Origin of the sequence: Klebsiella sp. I138, from assembly GCF_051131765.1 — a bacterium.
Lineage (GTDB): Bacteria > Pseudomonadota > Gammaproteobacteria > Enterobacterales > Enterobacteriaceae > Klebsiella.
On sequence record NZ_CP180447.1, the window covers coordinates 2362134 to 2382571 of the forward strand.

Annotated in this window: 17 protein-coding genes; 9 read left to right on the forward strand and 8 right to left on the reverse strand. The window is 55.0% G+C overall.

What is annotated here, in order from left to right; genetic code table 11:
- Window positions 1-179 precede the first annotated feature (179 nt).
- Window positions 180-995, forward strand: coding sequence for a Cof-type HAD-IIB family hydrolase (locus tag ACMYSK_RS11000; protein ID WP_434642969.1), 816 nt, complete (start codon window positions 180-182; stop codon window positions 993-995).
- Window positions 996-1134: 139 nt separating this feature from the next.
- Entirely contained in the window at window positions 1135-2400 is a 1266-nt protein-coding gene (locus ACMYSK_RS11005; protein ID WP_434644039.1) for a DUF1479 domain-containing protein, read from the forward strand.
- Here ACMYSK_RS11005 and ACMYSK_RS11010 read toward each other — a convergent pair.
- Window positions 2397-3488, reverse strand: a complete 1092-nt coding sequence (locus ACMYSK_RS11010; protein WP_434644042.1) for a LacI family DNA-binding transcriptional regulator — start codon at window positions 3486-3488, stop codon at window positions 2397-2399. The genes ACMYSK_RS11005 and ACMYSK_RS11010 overlap by 4 nt on opposite strands.
- A gap of 283 nt (window positions 3489-3771) precedes the next feature.
- Here ACMYSK_RS11010 and ACMYSK_RS11015 point away from each other — a divergent pair, with 283 nt between their 5' ends.
- The 3 genes from ACMYSK_RS11015 to ACMYSK_RS11025 all read left to right on the forward strand — a co-directional run bounded on the left by ACMYSK_RS11015 (window position 3772) and on the right by ACMYSK_RS11025 (window position 7851).
- Complete coding sequence (locus ACMYSK_RS11015) at window positions 3772-5073, forward strand: MFS transporter (protein ID WP_434642971.1); 1302 nt, start codon at window positions 3772-3774, stop codon at window positions 5071-5073.
- A gap of 17 nt (window positions 5074-5090) precedes the next feature.
- Window positions 5091-7457: a TIM-barrel domain-containing protein gene (locus ACMYSK_RS11020; RefSeq protein WP_434642973.1), complete on the forward strand. Its 2367-nt coding sequence runs from the start codon at window positions 5091-5093 to the stop codon at window positions 7455-7457.
- A 145-nt stretch (window positions 7458-7602) separates the two neighbouring features.
- On the forward strand, window positions 7603-7851 hold the full coding sequence (locus ACMYSK_RS11025; RefSeq protein WP_434642975.1) for a hypothetical protein: 249 nt from the start codon (window positions 7603-7605) through the stop codon (window positions 7849-7851).
- A 399-nt stretch (window positions 7852-8250) separates the two neighbouring features.
- Here ACMYSK_RS11025 and ACMYSK_RS11030 read toward each other — a convergent pair whose 3' ends face one another.
- Window positions 8251-9846 carry an ABC-F family ATPase gene (locus tag ACMYSK_RS11030; protein WP_434642978.1) on the reverse strand — a complete coding sequence of 532 codons (1596 nt, stop codon included), beginning with the start codon at window positions 9844-9846 and terminating at the stop codon, window positions 8251-8253.
- A 178-nt stretch (window positions 9847-10024) separates the two neighbouring features.
- Between ACMYSK_RS11030 and ACMYSK_RS11035 the strand changes: the two genes are divergently transcribed.
- Window positions 10025-10807 (forward strand): tyrosine-protein phosphatase, encoded by a 783-nt coding sequence (locus tag ACMYSK_RS11035; RefSeq protein WP_434642980.1) that lies wholly within the window; start codon window positions 10025-10027, stop codon window positions 10805-10807.
- 202 nt (window positions 10808-11009) lie between these two features.
- Window positions 11010-11924, forward strand: coding sequence for a L,D-transpeptidase (gene ldtB / locus ACMYSK_RS11040; RefSeq protein ID WP_434642981.1), 915 nt, complete (start codon window positions 11010-11012; stop codon window positions 11922-11924).
- Between the two features lie 608 nt (window positions 11925-12532).
- Here ldtB and ACMYSK_RS11045 read toward each other — a convergent pair.
- The 5 genes from ACMYSK_RS11045 to mntR form a co-directional block, all read right to left on the reverse strand.
- Window positions 12533-13249, reverse strand: a complete 717-nt coding sequence (locus tag ACMYSK_RS11045; RefSeq protein WP_434642983.1) for a GntR family transcriptional regulator — start codon at window positions 13247-13249, stop codon at window positions 12533-12535.
- 97 nt (window positions 13250-13346) lie between these two features.
- Window positions 13347-14723 (reverse strand): glycoside hydrolase family 1 protein, encoded by a 1377-nt coding sequence (locus ACMYSK_RS11050; protein WP_434642985.1) that lies wholly within the window; start codon window positions 14721-14723, stop codon window positions 13347-13349.
- A gap of 168 nt (window positions 14724-14891) precedes the next feature.
- Window positions 14892-15932 carry an aldo/keto reductase gene (locus ACMYSK_RS11055; RefSeq protein WP_434642987.1) on the reverse strand — a complete coding sequence of 347 codons (1041 nt, stop codon included), beginning with the start codon at window positions 15930-15932 and terminating at the stop codon, window positions 14892-14894.
- 107 nt (window positions 15933-16039) lie between these two features.
- Window positions 16040-17152: an anion transporter gene (locus ACMYSK_RS11060; protein WP_434642990.1), complete on the reverse strand. Its 1113-nt coding sequence runs from the start codon at window positions 17150-17152 to the stop codon at window positions 16040-16042.
- Window positions 17149-17622, reverse strand: coding sequence for a manganese-binding transcriptional regulator MntR (gene mntR, locus ACMYSK_RS11065; RefSeq protein WP_434642992.1), 474 nt, complete (start codon window positions 17620-17622; stop codon window positions 17149-17151). The genes ACMYSK_RS11060 and mntR overlap by 4 nt, the downstream gene beginning before the upstream one ends.
- 181 nt (window positions 17623-17803) lie before the next feature.
- Between mntR and mntS the strand changes: the two genes are divergently transcribed.
- Both mntS and ACMYSK_RS11075 read left to right on the forward strand, forming a co-directional pair.
- On the forward strand, window positions 17804-17929 hold the full coding sequence (mntS, locus tag ACMYSK_RS11070; protein ID WP_434642994.1) for a manganase accumulation protein MntS: 126 nt from the start codon (window positions 17804-17806) through the stop codon (window positions 17927-17929).
- Window positions 17930-18198: 269 nt separating this feature from the next.
- Window positions 18199-19776, forward strand: a complete 1578-nt coding sequence (locus tag ACMYSK_RS11075) for a phosphoethanolamine transferase (RefSeq protein ID WP_434642996.1) — start codon at window positions 18199-18201, stop codon at window positions 19774-19776.
- 107 nt (window positions 19777-19883) lie between these two features.
- On the opposite strand, the gene ompX is transcribed toward ACMYSK_RS11075, so the two are convergent.
- Window positions 19884-20393, reverse strand: coding sequence for an outer membrane protein OmpX (ompX, locus tag ACMYSK_RS11080; RefSeq protein WP_434642998.1), 510 nt, complete (start codon window positions 20391-20393; stop codon window positions 19884-19886).
- Between the last annotated feature and the right edge of the window lie 45 nt (window positions 20394-20438).

The following is a 20438-nucleotide window of genomic DNA, read 5'->3' on the forward strand; positions in this document are numbered from 1 at the left end:
GCGCCTCCGGGGCCATCCACCCCATTGACCCACTGGATTCAGGTTGCAGGAAGCCACCGAAACCACCGCAGTAACCGACACAAAAGACAGCAAACAAACTTTCATTCGAAATAAATTTGTGCTTCAGGTCACATTGTAATTAGAATGTTACTGGTCGAAGTTAGCCAGGAGCATTTGTTATGACCGTTAAAGTTATCGTCACCGATATGGACGGAACTTTTCTCAATGACGCCAAGCAGTACGATCGCCCGCGTTTTCTCGCACAGTTCGCGCAGCTTCAGCAGCAAGGTATTGAATTCGTTGTCGCCAGCGGCAACCAGTACTATCAGCTGATCTCTTTTTTCCCGGAAATTCGCGAGCAGATCTCTTTTGTCGCCGAAAACGGTGCACTGGTGTATGAACACGGCAAACAGCTGTTCCACGGCGAGCTGACCCGTCATGAGTCCCAGGTGGTGATTGGCGAGCTGCTGAAAGACAGCCAGCTGAATTTTGTCGCCTGTGGCCTGGAAAGCGCCTACGTCAGCGACCAGGCTCCCGATGCTTTCGTCGCCCTGATGTCGAAGCACTACCACCGCTTGCAGCGAATCAGCGATTATCAGAACATTAATGACACGCTGTTTAAATTCTCCCTTAATCTGCCGGATAGCGATATCCCGCAGCTTATCGATAAACTGCACGTTTCACTCGATGGCATCATGAAGCCCGTGACCAGCGGTTTCGGCTTTGTCGATTTAATTATTCCCGGCCTGCATAAAGCGAACGGCATCAGCCGCCTGCTCAAACGCTGGCAGATCTCGCCGCAGGAGTGCGTCGCCATTGGTGACAGCGGCAACGATGCAGAAATGTTGAAGCTGGTGAAGTACGCTTACGCTATGGACAACGCCGCCGAAAGTATCAAAGCCATCGCGGATTACACGACCGACGATAACAACCATCACGGCGCGCTGAAGGTGATTCAGGCCGTTCTCGACAAGACTCCCCCCTTCTCTCTCTGACCGCTGACCGGGGCCTTCTGCCCCGGTTTTTCCATTTTGTGCGCCCCCTCTGATTTTTAAACTTGCATTAACTTAAATTTAACTTAAATTAACGTTTGTAAGATTTAATACTTTCGAATGAAAGATGAGTGAGGTCACCATGGCTGCTATCTATACCCACGAAACATTACCCGCCGACCACAAAGCGGCAATCCGACAAATGAAACAGCATCTGCGCGCGCAAATCGGTGACGTGCAGGCGGTGTTCGATCGTCTGACCGCGCGGATCGTCGCCCGCCTGGAAGAGATCGAGGCGCTGAAAGCCCGGGGCGAAGATGTCTGGCCGGTGATCCCGTTCAGCGATATCGCCGAGGGGAAAGTCAGCAATGCCCAACGCGAAGCAATTAAGCGTCGCGGCTGCGCGGTGATCAAAGGCCACTTCGCGCGCGAGCGGGCCCTGGCATGGGATAACGCCATGCTTGAGTATCTTGACCGTAACCATTTCGACGATGTCTACAAAGGCCCTGGCGACACTTTCTTCGGCTCACTGGACGCCTCGCGCCCGGAAATTTACCCGATCTACTGGTCGCAGGCACAGATGCAGGCGCGCCAGAGCAATGAGATGGCGGCCGTGCAATCCTTCCTTAATCGTCTGTGGACCTTTAACCATGAGGGCAAGCAGTGGTTCGACCCGGACGTCAGCGTCATCTATCCGGATCGCATCCGCCGTCGCCCGCCGGGAACCACGTCAAAAGGTTTGGGGGCGCATACCGATTCCGGTGCCCTGGAACGCTGGCTACTGCCGGCCTATCAGCGCGTCTTTGCCAACGTCTTTAACGGTAATATCGATGCCTACGATCCGTGGGATGCGGCGCACCGTACCGAAGTTGAAGAGTACACCGTCGACAACACCACCAAGTGCTCCGTCTTCCGCACTTTCCAGGGCTGGACCGCGCTCTCGGATATGATTCCCGATCAGGGACTGCTGCACGTAGTGCCGATTCCAGAGGCGATGGCGTATGTCCTGTTGCGCCCGCTACTGGACGACGTGCCGGATGATGAATTGTGCGGCGTGGCGCCAGGCAAAGTGCTCCCCATTTCAGAGAAATGGCACCCGCTGCTGATCAAAGCGCTCAGTTCTATCCCGGCGCTCAACGCCGGCGATTCGGTGTGGTGGCACTGCGATGTGATTCACTCGGTGGCGCCGGTGGAAAACCAGCAGGGCTGGGGTAACGTGATGTATATTCCCGCCGCGCCAATGTGCGAGAAAAATCTCGCCTATGCGCAGAAGGTTAAAGTGGCTCTGGAAAACGGCGCGTCGCCGGGGGACTTCCCCCGCGAAGACTATGAGGCTGACTGGCAGGAGCGTTTTACCCTCGCCGATCTCAACATCCACGGTAAACGGGCGCTGGGTATCGTCGTCTAGTCGTCGTAGAGCCCGGCCTGCACCACCGCGGTATGGCGGTTACCGGAGCGTATCCGCCGTACCGAATCCCGCACCACCAGCGTGCCGTGCAACAGCAGCGAGCCGTGCGGCGCATTCGGGCGAATCAGCCGCTGCTGGATCATATGCACCGCTTCCGTGCCCAGCTCATCCCGTGGGACGTGGACGGCAGTCAGCGGCACATCCTGAATCGCTGCCAGGTTGAAACCGTCAATACTCATCACTGAGATATCCTGCGGCACCCTGAGCCCCCGCTTTTGCAATGCACTGACCGTTCCGGCGACCATAAAATCTCCGCCGACCAGAAATGCCGTCGGCAGCGTTTTACCCGCCTGTGCGTCAAGCCATTCACCCACCCGCTCTTCGGTGTCCCTGGCGCTAAAGCTGGCGACCGTAAGCAGATCCCGCCCGTCGGTGAAGCGCAGGTTGCGCATCCGCCAGGCCTCTTTGATGCCTGCCAGCCGCAGATCCATGGTGTAACGACGCAGGCACATCACGTTCAGCACCGCCCGATGCCCCATTTCAAACAGATACTGGGCAGCAAACTGGCCGATCAGCCGGTGATCCGGGGCAATGGAGGGCAGACGCATCCCTTCATCGCGACAGTTGAGCAGCACGCAGGGTTTTGCCAGATCTGCCGCCAGATCGTGAATATGCGGACAATCAATACCCAGCAGGATCGCCGCTTCGGTTTCCGGCTCATTCATGCGGGCCAGGAACAGATTGGCATCACTGTCATTCTCCTCAAGCGCGCAGGTGCGCAGACGTACCTCATGGGCGCCCAGCGCATGGTGGATGCTCTGGATAACCCGGTAATAATAGATATCAGAACGCTCATCAAACGCCCGCTGCGGTGCAAAGACCACCAGGCTGTTAAGCAGCATACGTCCGGCGGCGATACCCTCCAGAACCCCCATTTCGCGCGCACACGTCAGCACGGCCTGGCGGGCCCTCTCACTGGTGTTCGCTTTTCCTGCCAGCACTCTGGAGACGGTGCTTGCGGACATGCCCGTTCGGGCGGCGATCTCAGCAATTTTTAGCTTTTTATCCATTTTGTGATCCAGCTCCATCTTCAAAATGAAAAAATTTTCATCATCGATGAACCCAGCTTATCAAGTAAATCCTTGCCTCTTCCGTGAGCATTTCGCCAGCTTGTGAAAAAACTTTCATAAATAACGCTACTGCCCGTTCGTTTTCTCACCTAACCTGAATTGGTCCGATAACTTCCATACTAGTTGCGCACAAAGAAAAATAAATAAAACAATATTATTCAATACATTACAGGAACCGGTATGACAACTCGATGTATGAGCCGGTCATTACCCTACATAAAAAAAACTTGTGGAGAGTTCTATGAGTCAAGGCCTCAACAACGATATCACCGCCAGTCAATCCCGGCGGGTGGTCAAAAATTTACGCTGGTGGATGCTGGTCCTTTTTTTACTTGGCGTCACCGTCAACTACATCACACGTAACTCGCTGGGGATTATCGCCCCGGAGCTGAAAACCACCCTCGGCATCACCACCGAACAGTATTCGTGGATCGTCGGTGCATTTCAGCTGGCCTATACCCTCTTCCAGCCGCTGTGCGGCTGGCTCATCGACGTGATCGGCCTGAAAATTGGCTTTATGATTTGCGCCACGCTGTGGGCTATCGCCTGTATCGCTCACGCCGGTGCCGGTAGCTGGCTGCATCTGGCCATTCTGCGCTTCTTTATGGGCGGGGCAGAAGCCGCCGCTACGCCAGCAAACGCCAAAACCATCGGTGAATGGTTCCCGAAATCTGAACGCCCGATCGCCGCCGGCTGGGCAGGTGTCGGCTTCTCGATTGGCGCAATGCTCGCACCGCCGATTATTTACTTCGCCCACGCCTCCTTCGGCTGGCAAGGGGCCTTTATGTTTACCGGGGTGCTGGCCCTGCTGTGGGTCGTGCTGTGGTGGGTGTTTTATAACAACCCTGAAAAGCACCCTAACCTCGGTAAGAGCGAGCTGGCGTTCATTCGCCAGGACAACGAGCCGCCGGCAGTTAAGCTGCCGTTCTTCACCGCGCTTAAAACCGTCTCAAAAAATAAGCGTTTTTACGGGATTGCGATTCCGGCTTTCATGGCTGAACCCGCCTGGGCAGTGCTGAGCTTTTGGGTACCGCTGTACCTTGCTAAAGAGCACGGGATGGACCTGAAACAGATTGCGATGTTTGCCTGGCTGCCGTTTCTCGCCGCCGACCTCGGGAGCGTCGTCAGCGGCTATCTGACCAGACTGTATACCCGCTGGTTCGGCTGTAGCCGCGTGAACTCGGTGGTCGCCAGTTCGGTGACCGGCGCCTTCCTGATGATTTCGCTGGCTCTCGTCGCCATCACCCGCGATCCCTACATCACCATCGTGCTGATCTCTATCGGCGGCTTCGGCCACCAGATTATCTCCTGCATGCTGAGCGCACTGGTGGTGGAGTCATTTGATAAAGGCCAGATGGCGACGGTCAACGGCATGCGCGGTTCCGCGGCCTGGATCGCCAGCTTCCTGTTCTCGTTATTAATCGGGGTGACCGCCGACAAAATTGGCTTCAACCCGCTGTTTATCGCCATGGGGTTCTTTGACCTGATTGGCGCCATCTTCCTGGTGACATTTATTGCTGAACGTCGCGCCAAACGCGCCTGAGAGTGGATACAAAAAAGATGAAAACGCTTAAACACTGGACATTACACCAACAGCTGGCTCATCACGTTGAGCTGACTATCGATGAGCAGCACACGCTGTGCCTGTATGTGCTGGAAGAGAACCTGTTTCGCGTGCTGCTAAAACGCCAGGGTCAGTTGGCGCTGGACCGCACCTGGAGCATTGCGCCGCAGCAGGACGTGCCGTGGGAAGGACGTTCTCGCGACGATCTGAGCGGCTTTAGCCTCCCCGCGTGGACGCTCGAACAACACAGCGACAGCCTGACGGTCGCCACGGGCCAGCTGCGCGTCACCGTCCACCAGCCGCTGTGGCTGGAGTGGAGCTATCGCCAGGATGACGGCGAGTGGCTTCCACTGGTGAATGACCGCCCCACCAGCGCCTATCTGCTCAACGCCCACGGCGACGGCGTGGCGCACTATCTGAGCCGCCGCAAGGACGAACGCTTTTATGGGCTGGGTGAGAAGGCCGGGAATCTTCAGCGCAATGGGCAACGCTATGAGATGCGTAATCTTGATGCGATGGGCTATAACGCCGTCAGTACCGATCCGCTGTACAAACACATCCCCTTTACTCTCACCCAGCGTAGCGACATCAGCTACGGCCTGTTCTACGATAACCTGAGCAGCTGCTGGCTGGACCTGGGCAATGAAATTGATAACTACCACACTGCCTATCGCCGCTGGCAGGCGGAAGCAGGCGATATCGATTACTACATGTTCACCGGCCGTCGGGCGCTGGATGTCACTAAAGCATTTGTGCGCCTGACCGGCAAAACGCTGTTCGGGCCCAAATGGAGCCTCGGCTACAGCGGCTCCACCATGCACTACACCGACGCACCGGATGCGCAAAACCAGCTGATGAATTTTATTCGCCTGTGTGAAGATCATGCGATCCCCTGCGACTCTTTCCAGCTTTCTTCCGGCTACACCTCTATCAACGGCAAACGCTACGTTTTTAACTGGAACTATGACAAGGTGCCGCAGCCCAAAGTGATGAGCCAGTGCTTCCACGATGCGGGCATCAAGCTGGCGGCCAATATTAAGCCCTGCCTGTTGCAGGACCATCCGCGCTATGGCGAAGTGGCGGAAAAAGGGTTATTTATCCGCGATTCAGAAACTGACGCGCCGGAACGCTCAAGCTTTTGGGATGACGAAGGATCGCACCTCGACTTCACCAATCCACATACCGTCGCCTGGTGGCAGGACGGCGTAACCCGCCAGCTGCTGGAAATGGGTATCGATTCTACCTGGAATGATAATAACGAATTTGAAGTCTGGGACGGCGAAGCCCGCTGCCACGGTTTTGGCCAAAACATCGCTATCAAACATATTCGCCCGGTGATGCCGCTGCTGATGATGCGCGCCTCAATGGAAGCCCAGCAGCGTTTCGCCACGCAAAAACGTCCGTATCTGATCTCCCGTTCCGGCTGCGCCGGGATGCAGCGCTACGTCCAGACCTGGAGCGGCGATAACCGTACCTGCTGGGATACGCTGCGCTATAACACCCGCATGGGGCTAGGGATGAGTTTGTCCGGTTTGTATAACGTGGGCCACGACGTCGGCGGTTTTTCCGGTGATAAACCGGATGCCGAACTGTTCGTGCGCTGGGTGCAGAATGGCGTGATGCATCCGCGCTTTACCATCCACTCGTGGAACGATGACCAGACGGTCAATGAAGCCTGGATGTACCCGGGAGTGACGCCGGCAATTCGCAGCGCGATCGAACTGCGCTACCGCCTGCTGCCCTACCTGTATACGCTACTGTGGCAGGCCCACGCCGATGACGAACCGATGCTGCGACCGACGTTCCTCGATCATGAGCACGATCCACAAACCTTTGAGGAGTGCGATGATTTCCTGCTGGGCCGCGATCTCCTGGTCGCCAGCGTAGTGGAGCCGGGGCAACGTCAGCGCCGGGTGTGGCTGCCGGATAACGCCTCCGGCTGGTACGATTTTTATAGCGGGGAATGGTTCTCCGGCGGCCAGTGGGTAACGCGAGATGCGCCGCTGGAAACGCTACCGCTGCTGGTTCGCGCAGGAGCCGGGCTGCCGCTCAGTGAACGCATCACCCACGTGGATGCGACAAAGGACGACAGCCGCGAACTGAAGCTGTTCCCGCTGAAAGGCGTGGGTTCATCACATGGTCTGCTGTTTGAGGACGACGGCGAAAGCTGGGGCTATCAGGAAGGCAATGCGCTGTGGCTGACGTGGGAGATGGTCTGCGACGCCAGCACCATCAACCTACAGGTGAGCACCCGCGGTCATTATTGTCCGGCCTGGCCAGCGCTGAAAGTGACGTTACCCACCGGGGAAAGGCGCAAGCTACTGATAAACGGTATCGAAGCCGGAGAATGGCAGTTGAAGTAACCCCCGGAGCCCTTCCCTTGCGGAGGGGCGCGGTTAATTGATGTCCACCTGTAACTAAATACGCCACAACTGTAAGGCCCCGTGGCGTTTTTTATACGCCGGTTATACCGTAAGAGTGCCCCTTCACACATTCGGACCTCTGACGATGAAAGTATTGAGTGCTCTTATTGTTTCGCTGACGTTGTGTTCCACCAGCGCACTGGCGTTTCAGGAGAAACCCTCTCCCGAAATCCCGTTGCCTTCGGCAACGACCAAAACGACGGCCCTCAGCCGTTTTGCGGCTGATGAAAACGATACGGCCATTACGCAGGCCTATGGCCCTGGGACGTTTACCAGCACCTCGACCACCAGCAATGGTTTCCCCGTTCCGGCCGCAGCCGTGCGTCATCGCTAAACCGCTCTTCATATTTTGCCGGGCAGGCGCTGACACATACCTGCCCGGTTCACTGTACAAGCCCACCAGATATCCCCCCCTCAGACTGAGGCAATCAGCAAACCAATCAGTACACAGCAAAGTACCAGACTCAGTAAAGTCAGGACGATAATCATTGCACGCTACCCCGTTCAGATTCAGAGAAGACGGGATTCAGCCACGCCATTATTAAAGGAAAATGCGTTCATGGCCCCCTCCTGCAGCCGACAATTCAGCGACTATTTATTCACAGTATTGTGCAGGAAAAATGGGCAAATTAAGGGGCGCAAAATTTATTGCGAAGTTGTTGCTGAAAGGTTGAGGTAAAAGGGGGGTGGCAAACGTTATCCCGGCACGCTGAGGTGCCGGGATGGCAGGCAATTAGTTATCGATGCCTTTGCTACGCAGGTAATCTTCGTAGTTACCGGTGAAGTCGATCACGCGCTCCGGCGTAATTTCAATCACGCGGGTCGCCAGCGAGCTGACGAACTCACGGTCGTGAGAAACGAAGATCAGGGTACCCTGATACATTTCCAGCGCCATGTTCAGCGATTCGATCGATTCCATATCCAGGTGGTTGGTCGGTTCATCCATCACCAGAATGTTCGGTTTTTCCATCATCAGCTTACCGAACAGCATGCGACCTTTCTCACCACCGGACAGTACTTTTGCCGGTTTTTTGATATCGTCCTGGCTGAACAGCAGACGGCCAAGGATGCTGCGCACGGCCTGCTCGTCATCGCCTTCCTGCTTCCACTGGCTCATCCAGTCAAAGACGGTCATGTTATTTTCGAATTCGTATTCGTGATCCTGCGCGTAGTAACCAATCTGCGCGTTTTCAGACCATTTAACGCTGCCGCTGGTCGGCTCAAGCTCACCCACCAGGGTTTTCAGCAGGGTAGATTTACCCACGCCGTTGGTCCCAAGCACGGCCAGTTTTTCGCCCACTTCCAGCAGCAGATTAACCCCTTTGAACAGCGGGCCATTGTCAAACCCTTTCGCCAGCGCTTCCACTTCCAGCGCATTACGGAACAGCTTCTTATCCTGTTCAAAGCGAATGAACGGGTTCTGACGGCTGGAGGCTTTCACTTCATCCAGCTTAATTTTGTCAATCTGGCGGGCACGCGAGGTTGCCTGGCGAGATTTAGAGGCGTTAGCACTAAAGCGGCTAACAAAAGATTGCAGGTCGGCAATCTGTGCCTTTTTCTTGGCGTTGTCGGCCAGCAGGCGTTCGCGGGCCTGGGTCGCAGCGGTCATATAATCATCATAGTTGCCGGCGTAGACGCGCAGCTCACCGTAGTCGAGATCCGCCATATGGGTGCAAACCATGTTCAGGAAGTGACGGTCGTGCGAAATGATAATCATGGTGCTGTCACGTTCGTTCAGCACCTGCTCCAGCCAGCGAATGGTGTCGATGTCCAGGTTGTTCGTCGGCTCATCGAGCAGCAGAATATCCGGGTTCGAGAACAGCGCCTGCGCCAGCAGCACACGCAGCTTCCAGCCCGGTGCGACTTCGCTCATCGGGCCGTAATGCTGCTCGACCGGAATCCCCACGCCCAGCAGCAGTTCGCCGGCGCGCGCTTCGGCAGAATAGCCGTCCATCTCGCCGTAAGTGACTTCCAGGTCGGCGACTTTATAGCCGTCTGCTTCGCTCATTTCCGCCAGAGAGTAGATGCGGTCGCGTTCCTGCTTCACTTCCCACAGCTCACCGTGGCCCATGATGACCGTATCCAGCACGGTGAATTCTTCAAAAGCGAACTGATCCTGGCGCAGTTTACCGATACGTTCATTCGGATCGAGAGAGACGTTGCCCAACGTCGGCTCGAGATCGCCGCCGAGGATCTTCATAAAGGTGGATTTACCGCTACCGTTGGCGCCAATCAGGCCGTAACGGTTGCCGCCGCCAAATTTGACGGAGATGTTTTCGAACAGCGGCTTACTGCCAAACTGCATGGTGACGTTGCTGGATACTAGCACGGGGTTATCCTGAAAAAAGAGAATGAGAAGTGTGATACATCGGACATTATGCCAGCAAAGCCATCACTTTTCACGGTTTGCAATAAAATCGCGGGCATCGTCTATGATACGGTCTCTCTCATATTGCGAGATTCAATTGCGCGATAGTTGATTTTTTCCCTTACTCTGGAAGGAACCTATGACGACACACTCCCGCCATCCGGCATTCTTATCGCTTCAGGGCGGCATCAACTTTCGCGATCTCGGTGGCCTGCATACCGCCGACGGTCGCCGCGTGCGCCGGGGAAAATTATTGCGCTCCGGCTCGCTGCATGAAATCACCGCCGAGGATCTGAGCCACCTTGACGCTCTGCCTGTGACCCGGGTCATTGATTACCGCGATCCGCACGAAGTTCAGCGCAGCCCCGACAGGCTGAATGAACGGATGCACTACCTCAATGCGCCCGCTAATCCGCTGACGTCCGATGTCAACGCCAAAGTCACGGAGCTGAACGCCGCAACGCTCAATGCCATGAACGGCCGGCAGTTTATGTTGCAGCTTTATCGCCAGCTGCCGTTTAACAACGCCGCCTGGCGTCAACTTACCCACTGGCTGATGCAGCCTGCTGACGGTGCGCTGTTGCAGCACTGCGCGGTGGGTAAAGACCGTACTGGCGTAGGCTGCGCACTGACGCTGTTCGCCCTTGGCTGCGACACGCCTGTCGTGATGGAGGAGTACCTGCTCACTCACGGCATGCTGAACCAGGTTGAGACTGGGATCCTCAGCGCGCTCGGTGACGAATTGACTCCTCGTGGGCGGCAGAATCTGGCCGAGATCCTGACGGTACATGAATCGTACCTCGCGGCAGCGCTGTCGGCGATTCACGAGCGCTATGCCAGCGTAGATGCATGGCTGGAGCAGGAGTATCAGCTCACGGCAGAAGCACGAGAAGCGCTACGCTTAAGGTTTCTTGAAGGGTAAGCACCGCTTTTTTGCCTGCCACGATTTGCCTTAAAAATTTAGGGCGGCGAACTACACTTGAAACAACTGGCAAAAAAGTGTGATTTCGTACACATCTGATTTCCCTGTAGGATGGAATGCACATATAATGCGCTCCCATCTATTAGCTGAATAATCTGACAAAGGCCTGTGTGGCTTTGACACTGCACACGACATGAAGAATATGAAAATATCGACACTCTTAGCGGCAGCCTTCGCCCTCGTCGGCTTTTGCAACACTGCATCCGCTGTCACTTATCCGCTGCCGACCGACGGTAGCCGACTGATTGGTCAGAACCAGGTGGTTACGGTTCCTGATAACAACAAACAGCCGCTGGAATATTTCGCAGCCAAATACCAGATGGGTCTGTCCAACATGCTGGAAGCTAACCCGGGCGTAGACACCTATCTGCCGAAAGGCGGCACCGTGCTGAATATCCCGCAGCAGCTGATTCTGCCCGATACCGTGCATGAAGGTATCGTGATCAACAGCGCGGAGATGCGTCTTTACTACTATCCGAAAGGCACCAACACCGTTATCGTGCTGCCAATTGGTATCGGCCAGCTGGGCAAAGATACGCCGATTAAGTGGGTCACCAAAGTAGAACGTAAGAAAGCGGGCCCGACCTGGACCCCGACCGCGAAAATGCATGCGGAATACGTCGCGGCGGGCAACCCGCTGCCGGCCGTTGTCCCGGCAGGCCCTGATAACCCGATGGGCCTGTATGCACTGTATATCGGTCGTCTGTACGCCATTCACGGTACCAATGCTAACTTTGGTATCGGGCTGCGCGTCAGCCACGGCTGCGTCCGTCTGCGTAACGAAGACATCAAATTCCTGTTTGAAAACGTGCCGGTCGGCACCCGCGTTGAGTTTATCGATGAACCGGTAAAAGCCACGACCGAGCCGGACGGAAGCCGTTATGTTGAAGTACATAACCCGCTGTCCACCACCGAAGCGCAGTTCCAGGGCGGTGAAATCGTGCCGATTACTCTGACCAAAGAAGTCCAGGCGATCACCGGCCAGTCCGACGTCGATCAGACCGTTGTTGAGCAGGCTGTCCAGAACCGTTCCGGTATGCCGGTTCGCCTGAACTGATTTTCTGACGCAACGGCGTAAAAAAGTAGGCCTGGAGCCTAATGCTGGTCACTTAAAGGTGACCAGCATTTTTTTTGTCTATCGCGGACCAGAGTGATACCGGTAAACGGTGGTTTGCGTGAAAGTATTTTTCGTACTTTGGCGCATGTGTTCTGCGGAGTATTCCGTTCACTTTTGTGGCATGTTCCGTTCACGATGAATCCGGCACTTTTCTCGCACCCGCTGCGGAAGTGACATCTTGCCGTCCCCGAACAGCCAGACGGCGGAGACGAAGGTATCGCGTAGCGACGATTTTTCTTGCCGAAATGCCGGGTTCCCAGGGCCGGGCGAAACCGGCCCTGGGCCGTTCACCTGTCGCGCAGGATACAGGGAGGCGCGGGACCTGTGGTGAACGGAACATTCCACCGTTCTGACAACAACAAACGTTCGTGCACCACCGTAAAAACGAAATCTCCGGCTTAACAGCGACCTACGGGACAGGAACTCCTACAGATATGTTGAAGCCGCATAGAAACGGCAATCTCTGTGAGATGACTGATTCTTACACCTCTGCCGGTTCGGTCAACTGCCCCTTAAACGATCGGCATCAGGCCTGATACCCGCCTTTTTTATCCGTTATTCACCAGAATAATGCCGCCGTGATCGTAGCGATAGTGGCAATGGGCATACTCCAGCGGCGTCCCGTCTTCCAGATAGATAACCTGCTCCACGTCCAGCACCGGGTCGCACTCGCCGCAGTTCAGGTACTGCTGGTCCAGCGTCTCCGGCTTCATCGCCCGCACCACGCGATATGAACCCATCAGCTTCAGCCCCAGCGTCTCCTGCACGTAGCGAAATACCGAACTTTCCAGATGGGTTTTATTCAGCCCAGGAACCAGCGCCACGGGCATCACCGTCATATCCAGCGACACCGGCTCACCATTAAGCACCCGCAGACGAACAAAATCATAGACCGGAGCATCAGCGTCGATAAGCAGTGAGGTCTGCTCTTTTTCCGTCGCAAAGCGCAGCTCAAAGCGGATAACCTGGCTGGTCACTTCGCCCAGATGCTCCCAGGTCTTGGTGGCACCAAAGTAGTCGCTACCCGGCAGCTCCCACTGTGAAAGCTGCAGAAAATTCTTCCGTACGAAGGTACCTTGCCCCTTACGGGTATAGATAAGTCCCTCCACGATAAGCTGGCGCATCGCCTGCTGAATTGTCATCCTGCTGGTGTTAAATTCCGCCGCCAGCGCAAACTGATCGGGTAACGGGGCGCTGGCGGAGTACTGCTGGCTGATAATTCGCTTTTTAATTTCCCGCGCGATCGCAAGATACTTCGCCGTCATTCCCCGTCCTTTTATTGATGATTTTCTCTGGATGCGTTCTGTTTAGCGCAAGCGCTGGCGGGCCTAAGAATACACCAAACGCCCGCCTGCCGCCCCGCTACATCACTTCGCCATTGCTATGGATAGCCTGTTTTAACCAGGCGTAGCTTTTCTTCGGCACGCGCTTAAGGTCTTTGAGATCGTGGTTTTCACGGTTCACATAGACCACGCCATAGCGCTTGCGCATATCGCCCTGAGAACTGAGGATATCAATCAATCCCCACCCCAGGTAGCCGATCACCTGCGCGCCATCTTCAACTATCGCCTCTTTCATGGCATTGATGTGATCGCGATGGTAGGCAATGCGGTAATCATCGGCCACCGGCGTTTCCCCATTCCATGATTCAATCACGCCAATCCCGTTTTCAATCGGGAACACCGGCAAACGCCAGTCGTTGTAGTAGCGGGTGATAATCATGCGAAATCCGAGCGGGTCAATCTGCCAGTTCCATTCCGTCGCCTTCAGCCAGCTATTCGGTCGATCGCCGAACAACATATAGTTGTTCACCGGCGTCCCGGCAGGAATGGGGTCGCTGTCCAGGGTGCGGCTGGCGTAGTAGCTGAAGGCCAGATAGTCGACTTTCACCGTCGCCATCAGCGCCAGATCCTCTTCCCGATAGATCTCGTGAAAACCTTCCCGTGCCACGAAGTGCATCACTTCCGGGCTGTAGCCTTCTCCGGCAAAAGCGCGGAGCAGATTCTGATTGAAGAACTCATCCAGTTGCTGGGCGCAGAGAATGTCGCACGGCTTGCAGGTCGCCGGATAGACCAGCGCATGCGCCAGCATACCGCCCATCAGACATTGCGGTTTTACCTGGTGCAGATAGTGGGTCAGGTGAACGTGGGCCATCATTACGTGGTGCTGGATCTGATACAGCTCACGCAGGGTTTTCTCGCCGCTCAGGTAGCCCGTAATGAGAAACGCCTCCGGCATGTGATAGAGGTTTTGCTCGTTGAAGGTCAGCCAGTACTTCACCTTATCGCCGTAGCACGCAATCATCTTCTGGCCGTAGCGAATAAAGGCGTCCATGACGCGGCGATCGGTGAAGCCGTTATAGCGCTCCGCCAGCGAAAGGGGCATATCGAAGTGATACAGACAAATCATCGGCTCAATACCGCGGGCGATCAGTTCATCAATAAACTGGTGGTAGAAGGCAATCCCCTCTTCATTAAACTCGCCGTCACCCAGCGGACATACCCGGCTCCAGGCAATCTGAAAGCGATAGCAGTTCATGCCCAGATCCTGCATCAGGTCGAAATCTTCCCGGTAGCGGTGGTAAGAGTCGGTCGCGACTTTCCAGTCAGAAGCGAATTCCGCGGGCTGGCGAATGTCGTATACCGACATCCCTTTGCCCCCTTCATTCCAGGCCCCTTCCGTTTGCATGCTGGAGACCGAGTTACCCCACAAAAAATCCGCCGGTAGTGCATTGTTCATCTCTCGCCCCTATATGACTAGTCATTTAAATTTCATGACTAGTCATATAAACGATATCCTCGATTCAGGCAAAAGAAAGGATCGTTTTTTGTGAGCGCAGCGAATAAAAAAGCCGGATCGGGGTAAACCGATCCGGCTGTCAGGCCTTCTGGGAACAGCGATCTGTATTTATTGCTGTGCGAGCTGATCGCGGCGGTATTCGCCCTGACGCTCCAGCATCCAGCCCGGGTATTCGCGCGGCAGTGCGCTAACGGCATCCAGCTGCGCCAGCTCCTCTTTACTCAGCTGGACATCGACGGCGGCGAGATTATCCGCCAACTGGTCAGGACGTTTGGCGCCGATAATCACGCTGCTGACCGCGGGCTGGTGCAGCAGCCAGGCAAGAGCGACCTGCGCGACCGAAACGCCTTTCGCCTCAGCGATCACGCGCATGACGTCGATGCAATCGAAGGCGCGATCTTTATTCACCGGCGGGAAATCAAACTCCTGTCGACGACCGCCCCCGGCGCTCTGCCCGTCGCGATCGTATTTCCCGCTCAGCAGACCGCCGGCCAGCGGGCTCCAGACCATCAAACCGACCCCTTCGCTCTGCATCATCGGCACCAGCTCACGCTCCAGGTCACGCCCGGCGAGGGTGTAGTAAGCCTGCAGGGAGGCAAAGCGCGACAGCCCAAGCCGTTCAGAAATGCCGAGTGCTTTAACGATTTGCCACGCTGCCCAGTTTGATACACCGATATAGCGAACGTGCCCCTGCTGCACCAGGTTATCCAGCGCATAGAGCGTCTCCTCGATGGGTGTAGCCGGATCGAAGCCGTGGAGTTGATAGAGATCGATATGATCGAGTTGCAGCCGTCGTAGGCTCTCTTTAACGCTGCCCATGATGTGATATCGCGAGCTACCGCGGGAATTAACGCCGGCCGTGCCGGTTTCGCCAAAAACTTTAGTGGCAACGACCACGTTCTCGCGCGGGACCTTCAGGTTTTTTAGCGCCTGGCCGGTTAGCATTTCCGAGCGGCCTTCAGAATAGACGTCAGCGGTGTCGATAAAGTTAATGCCCGCATCCAGCGCACTGCCCACCAGCTGTTCGGCTTCTGCCTGACGCAGCTGACCAATTTTTCCCCACATGCCGCCTTCACCACCAAAGGTCATAGTGCCCAGGCACAGTCGGGAGACAAACAGACCGGTGTTTCCGAGTTTTTGATAACGCATTGGACTCTCCTCATCAGGATATTAAACCTCAGCGTTAACGTTATACGCCCGTAGTGAAACGGGCGAATGGGGTGATTCTGTCTGTTTCTTGCCCAATCCTCTGAAAATCAGGCGACGAATCGCAGCAATGCGTAGCCCACCAGCGCCGCCCACAGCAGCATCGGCAGAGAGTAAAGATGAAAGCGCCACCAGATGCGACGATCTGCTGCCATTCGTAGGGCAATTAAATTCGCCAGCGAACCGGGAAGCAGGCCAAAGCCACCGACGTTGACCGCCCAGGCCAGCAGCGTAGAAGGGGGAACGTAGTTGAGCAGCAAAATGGTGGCCGGGACGTTGCTGATAAACTGTGACAGGCCTATCGCCGACAGCCACAGGCCGCCGGCAGAAAGCTGACCAACGCCGCTTAACACCTGGTGCAATGCGGGCAGCTGCACCAGCAGATGAACGTCAATAAACATCACCATAAAGACCAGCAGCAGCGACCAGTCCACATGGATAATCACCGCCCGTGCCAGCAGCAGAAAGCCGAGGATAATCAGCCCCAGCCCCCACAATTCGAGCTTCATTTCTAAGGCTGTCAGGAAGATCAGATAAAACGCCAGGCAGCCCCATACCAGTTTTGGCTGCCACTCCGGCGCCCGGTCCGCGCTTTGAAAATGCAATCGCGAGGCGGAAAAACAGTACCAGCATAGCACCAGTAGCGTCAGCATCATTGCCGCCGCCAGCGGCAGCATTTGCCCAATAAACCCCGGGAAGCTGAGGCCAGAACGCCCCCACAGCAGAATATTTTGCGGATTGCCAATAGGCGTTAACAAGGACCCGGCGTTGACCGCCAGCGCCTCGAAAATGATTAGCCGGTTAACCGGTATCGCACACCACTTTTTCAACGTCAGCGTTAACGGTACGACGATAAACAACGCCACATCGTTAGTCAGAAACGTCGAGAGTAAGGCCGCGGCAAGGACCATAAAAATGGCCAGCTGCCGCTCGGTGGCAAACCGACGCGCCATTTTTCGCCCCAGCACATCAAAGTAGCCGCTCAGTTCAATCCCTTTGGTCAGCAGCATCAACCCACTCAGGGTGATTATCGTGTGCCAGTCGATAGCCTGAGGCCAGCTTTTGGGCGCAAACGGCACAAACAAACTTAAACCACAGGCGATGATCAGCAATAAATGCAGAAAACGATCGCGAGCCAGCGACTGAACAAAGGGAAGGTTCATTCTCCTTGCTGCCCGTACTTAAGCGTGAACTGATTAAATGCCACCAGGGTTTCTTCGCTGACGTGATGCTCCATTCCTTCCGCATCGCGACGCGCTATCTCCGGGCTGACACCCAGAACCAGCAAGAAATTCTCGACAATCTGATGACGCTCGCGGCTCTCGTGGGCTAGCTTTTCGCCTTCCGGGGTTAAAAATACACCGCGCCAGGGGATCTGCTCGATCAGCCCGACGCTGGCCAGGCGTTTTAACATTTTGGCCACCGTTGGCTGAGACACACCCAGGCGCGCGGCCATATCAACCTGGCGCGCTTCCCCCACTTCGCGAATCAGATCTGAAATCAATTCGACGTAGTCGTCAATCAGCTCCCGGCGGTGGGCTTCACGCACCTGGCGAAACCCTTCAACGTGTTCTTCGACATTAACAAGCTGCGTCACTTTTTTTGTTATTGGTCTACCCGCGCGACGGTTCATTGTGCTTCCTCATACATGTGACGCATCAAGCATCATCTCTAAAGATCCCCATTGTAAATGATTGGGCCCGTAGCACAAAAAATTAACGTTTTAGCCATAGCTATAAGATATAGCCTGTGCTATATCTGTATGTAATGCAGACATCCTTCAAGGAGCGAAGGGCGAAATTACAGGAGGTCCCATGAACGAATTCAAGAGGTGCTTACGCGTGTTTACTCATTCCCCTTTTAAAGTCCGCTTAATGCTGATCAACATGCTGTGCGATCTGGTGAACGGCAAAAATCGCCAGGAAAAACCTAACCACTAAATGCGGCGTCGCGGTACGCCGCTTCATTTTTCCGTCACAATACCCTGTCAAACTGGCCCGTTTCCCCACGTTTCCGCCGCTTTTTTCAAGTTTTGTAAGCTTTCTCTCAAAACAATCCGTTATGCCTGGTTGACCTTATCATTTGCAAGCCCTATCTTTTGTCAGCCCTGCCACTACTGCGGCTCGCAGAGACCCTCTTCAGGCACTGTCCAGCAGGTTTTACCCCTTGATGCCAGGGGATGCACATGGCGTCTTTTTGATTAATAACTATGAATGTCACCCTGAAAGAAACGCTGGTCGCTCGTGGATTAGTCCCTAATCCGTGGACAGGATTTTATTTTCTCCAGTCTCTGCTGATTAACCTCGCACTCGGCTATGAATTTAGCCTGCTCTATACCGTCGCATTTACATGTGTGTTACATCTGCTGTGGCGCCATGCCCCGCGGGCGCAAAAAGTCGTGGTCGGATGCTATTCCCTGCTTGCCGCCTTCTATTATCCGTTTGGCCAGGCCTACGGGGCCCCCAACTTCAATACGCTGCTGGCGCTGCATGCCACTAACGTCGAAGAGTCCACCGAAATTCTGACCATCTTCCCCTGGTACAACTACCTGCTGGCGGTCTTTATTTTTGCGCTGGGCGTCATTGCCGTGCGCCGCAAACCGGAAGAACGTAAGCCGTGGAACAAAATGGAGATACTGGGGCTGCTGTTCAGTATCGGTATTTTCTTTCTGCAGCCGGTACAAAATCTGGCCTGGGGCGGCGTCTTTAAAGTGATTGATACTGGCTATCCCGCCTTCCGTTTCGTGAAAGACGTGGTCGTCAATAATAATGAAGTGCTGGACGAGCAGGCTCGCATGGCTCAGTTGGCGAACATGAAAGACAGCTGGCACGTGCTGGCGGTCAAACCCAGGTATCAGCTGTATGTCGTGGTGATTGGCGAAAGCGCGCGCCGCGACGCACTCGGCGCCTTTGGCGGCCACTGGGATAACACGCCGTTTGCCAGCTCCGTCAACGGCTATCTGTTTAATGACTACATTGCCGCCAGCGGCTCCACGCAAAAATCGCTGGGCTTAACGCTCAATCGGGTTGTGGACGGCAAGCCGCAATATCAGGATAACTTTGTCACTCTGGCGAACCGCGCCGGCTTCCAGACATGGTGGTTTTCGAACCAGGGTCAAATTGGCGAATACGATACGGCGATTGCCAGTATCGCAAAGCGTGCGGATGAAGTGCAGTTCCTCAAGAATGGTGACTTTGAGGCCAACAAAAATACTCAGGATGAGCAGTTGTTAAAGCTAACCGAGCAGGTGCTTTCCGTTCAGCGGACTCAGCCGCAGCTGATTGTTCTGCATCTGATGGGATCGCACCCGCAGGCCTGCGATCGCACTAAAGGAAAATATACCGTTTTCGTACAATCGAAAGAGACATCCTGTTACCTCTACAGCATGACGCAAACCGATACGCTGCTCGGCAAGCTCTATCACCAGCTGCAAAATTCTGGCGATAGTTTCTCAATGACCTATTTTTCCGATCACGGTCTGGCCTTTAAAGAGCGCGGCAAAGAGGTGCAGTACCTGGCGCATGACGATAAGTACCAGCAGAATTTCCAGGTGCCGTTTATGGTGCTGTCCAGCGATGATAAAGCGCATAAAGTGATTAAGGCACAGCGTTCTGCTAACGATTTCCTCGGGTTCTTCTCCCAGTGGACCGGGATCAGTGCCGCAGAAATAACGCCTCGCTATCGTTTTGTCTCTGAACAAGCCGCCGGACCGACCTATATCACCAACTTCCAGCTACAGAAAGTGGACTATAGCCATCTGGGGACCGATCTGTTCACTACCCACTAGCGCAACCGCCGCCGGGAGACTCACGGCGGCAATTCAGTCAGCCACCAGACTTTTCAGGCAAAAAAAATCCGCCCCTGTGAGGCGGATTTTTTATATCACCGAAGCGATTAGAAGCTGTAACCAACGCCAGCGATCCAGGTACCAACGTCAACGTTACGAATACGAGACTGCTCGTAGGAGAAGTCCAGAGCAACGTTTTCGATCGGGTTGAACTGCATACCAGCACCGTAGGAGAAACCGTAGTCGCTCATGTCGTGCTTGTTCGGGTAGCTGTTGTCCTGGAATTTACCGTGGCCAAGACCCACAACGCCGTAGATGCTAGCCCAGTCGTTCAGACGGTAAGCCGGACCTGCGGTGATGCCGTAGTACTGACCTTTCTGGTATACGCCAGATTCAGTACGGTCTTTTTCGGTGTAGGTGAAAGAACCGATAACACCCAGCGGGCTATTGTCTTGCTCGTAACGGTACTTCAGGTTGAAACCGCCAGCTTTGTTAGCTTCACCCTGCATGTCGCTCTGCGCGTAACCACCGGTAACGGTAGAAGTTGCAGCGAAAGCGGTACCTACGGATGCAGCCAGAACAACGGCCAGTGCTGAAAAACGTGCAATTTTATTCATAACCACCTCAAATGTGTTTCTAATAAGTCCTAAGTCTTAAATATA

Bases quoted from the DNA above. Each gene is read 5' to 3' on its own strand.
- ACMYSK_RS11000 (WP_434642969.1), top strand. From the start codon at position 180: ATGACCGTTAAAGTTATCGTCACCGATATGGACGGAACTTTTCTCAAT.
- ACMYSK_RS11005 (WP_434644039.1), top strand. From the start codon at position 1,135: ATGGCTGCTATCTATACCCACGAAACATTACCCGCCGACCACAAAGCG.
- ACMYSK_RS11010 (WP_434644042.1), bottom strand. From the start codon at position 3,488: ATGGAGCTGGATCACAAAATGGATAAAAAGCTAAAAATTGCTGAGATC.
- ACMYSK_RS11015 (WP_434642971.1), top strand. From the start codon at position 3,772: ATGAGTCAAGGCCTCAACAACGATATCACCGCCAGTCAATCCCGGCGG.
- ACMYSK_RS11020 (WP_434642973.1), top strand. From the start codon at position 5,091: ATGAAAACGCTTAAACACTGGACATTACACCAACAGCTGGCTCATCAC.
- ACMYSK_RS11025 (WP_434642975.1), top strand. From the start codon at position 7,603: ATGAAAGTATTGAGTGCTCTTATTGTTTCGCTGACGTTGTGTTCCACC.
- ACMYSK_RS11035 (WP_434642980.1), top strand. From the start codon at position 10,025: ATGACGACACACTCCCGCCATCCGGCATTCTTATCGCTTCAGGGCGGC.
- ldtB (WP_434642981.1), top strand. From the start codon at position 11,010: ATGAAAATATCGACACTCTTAGCGGCAGCCTTCGCCCTCGTCGGCTTT.
- ACMYSK_RS11045 (WP_434642983.1), bottom strand. From the start codon at position 13,249: ATGACGGCGAAGTATCTTGCGATCGCGCGGGAAATTAAAAAGCGAATT.
- ACMYSK_RS11050 (WP_434642985.1), bottom strand. From the start codon at position 14,723: ATGAACAATGCACTACCGGCGGATTTTTTGTGGGGTAACTCGGTCTCC.
- ACMYSK_RS11055 (WP_434642987.1), bottom strand. From the start codon at position 15,932: ATGCGTTATCAAAAACTCGGAAACACCGGTCTGTTTGTCTCCCGACTG.
- ACMYSK_RS11060 (WP_434642990.1), bottom strand. From the start codon at position 17,152: ATGAACCTTCCCTTTGTTCAGTCGCTGGCTCGCGATCGTTTTCTGCAT.
- mntR (WP_434642992.1), bottom strand. From the start codon at position 17,622: ATGAACCGTCGCGCGGGTAGACCAATAACAAAAAAAGTGACGCAGCTT.
- mntS (WP_434642994.1), top strand. From the start codon at position 17,804: ATGAACGAATTCAAGAGGTGCTTACGCGTGTTTACTCATTCCCCTTTT.
- ACMYSK_RS11075 (WP_434642996.1), top strand. From the start codon at position 18,199: ATGAATGTCACCCTGAAAGAAACGCTGGTCGCTCGTGGATTAGTCCCT.
- ompX (WP_434642998.1), bottom strand. From the start codon at position 20,393: ATGAATAAAATTGCACGTTTTTCAGCACTGGCCGTTGTTCTGGCTGCA.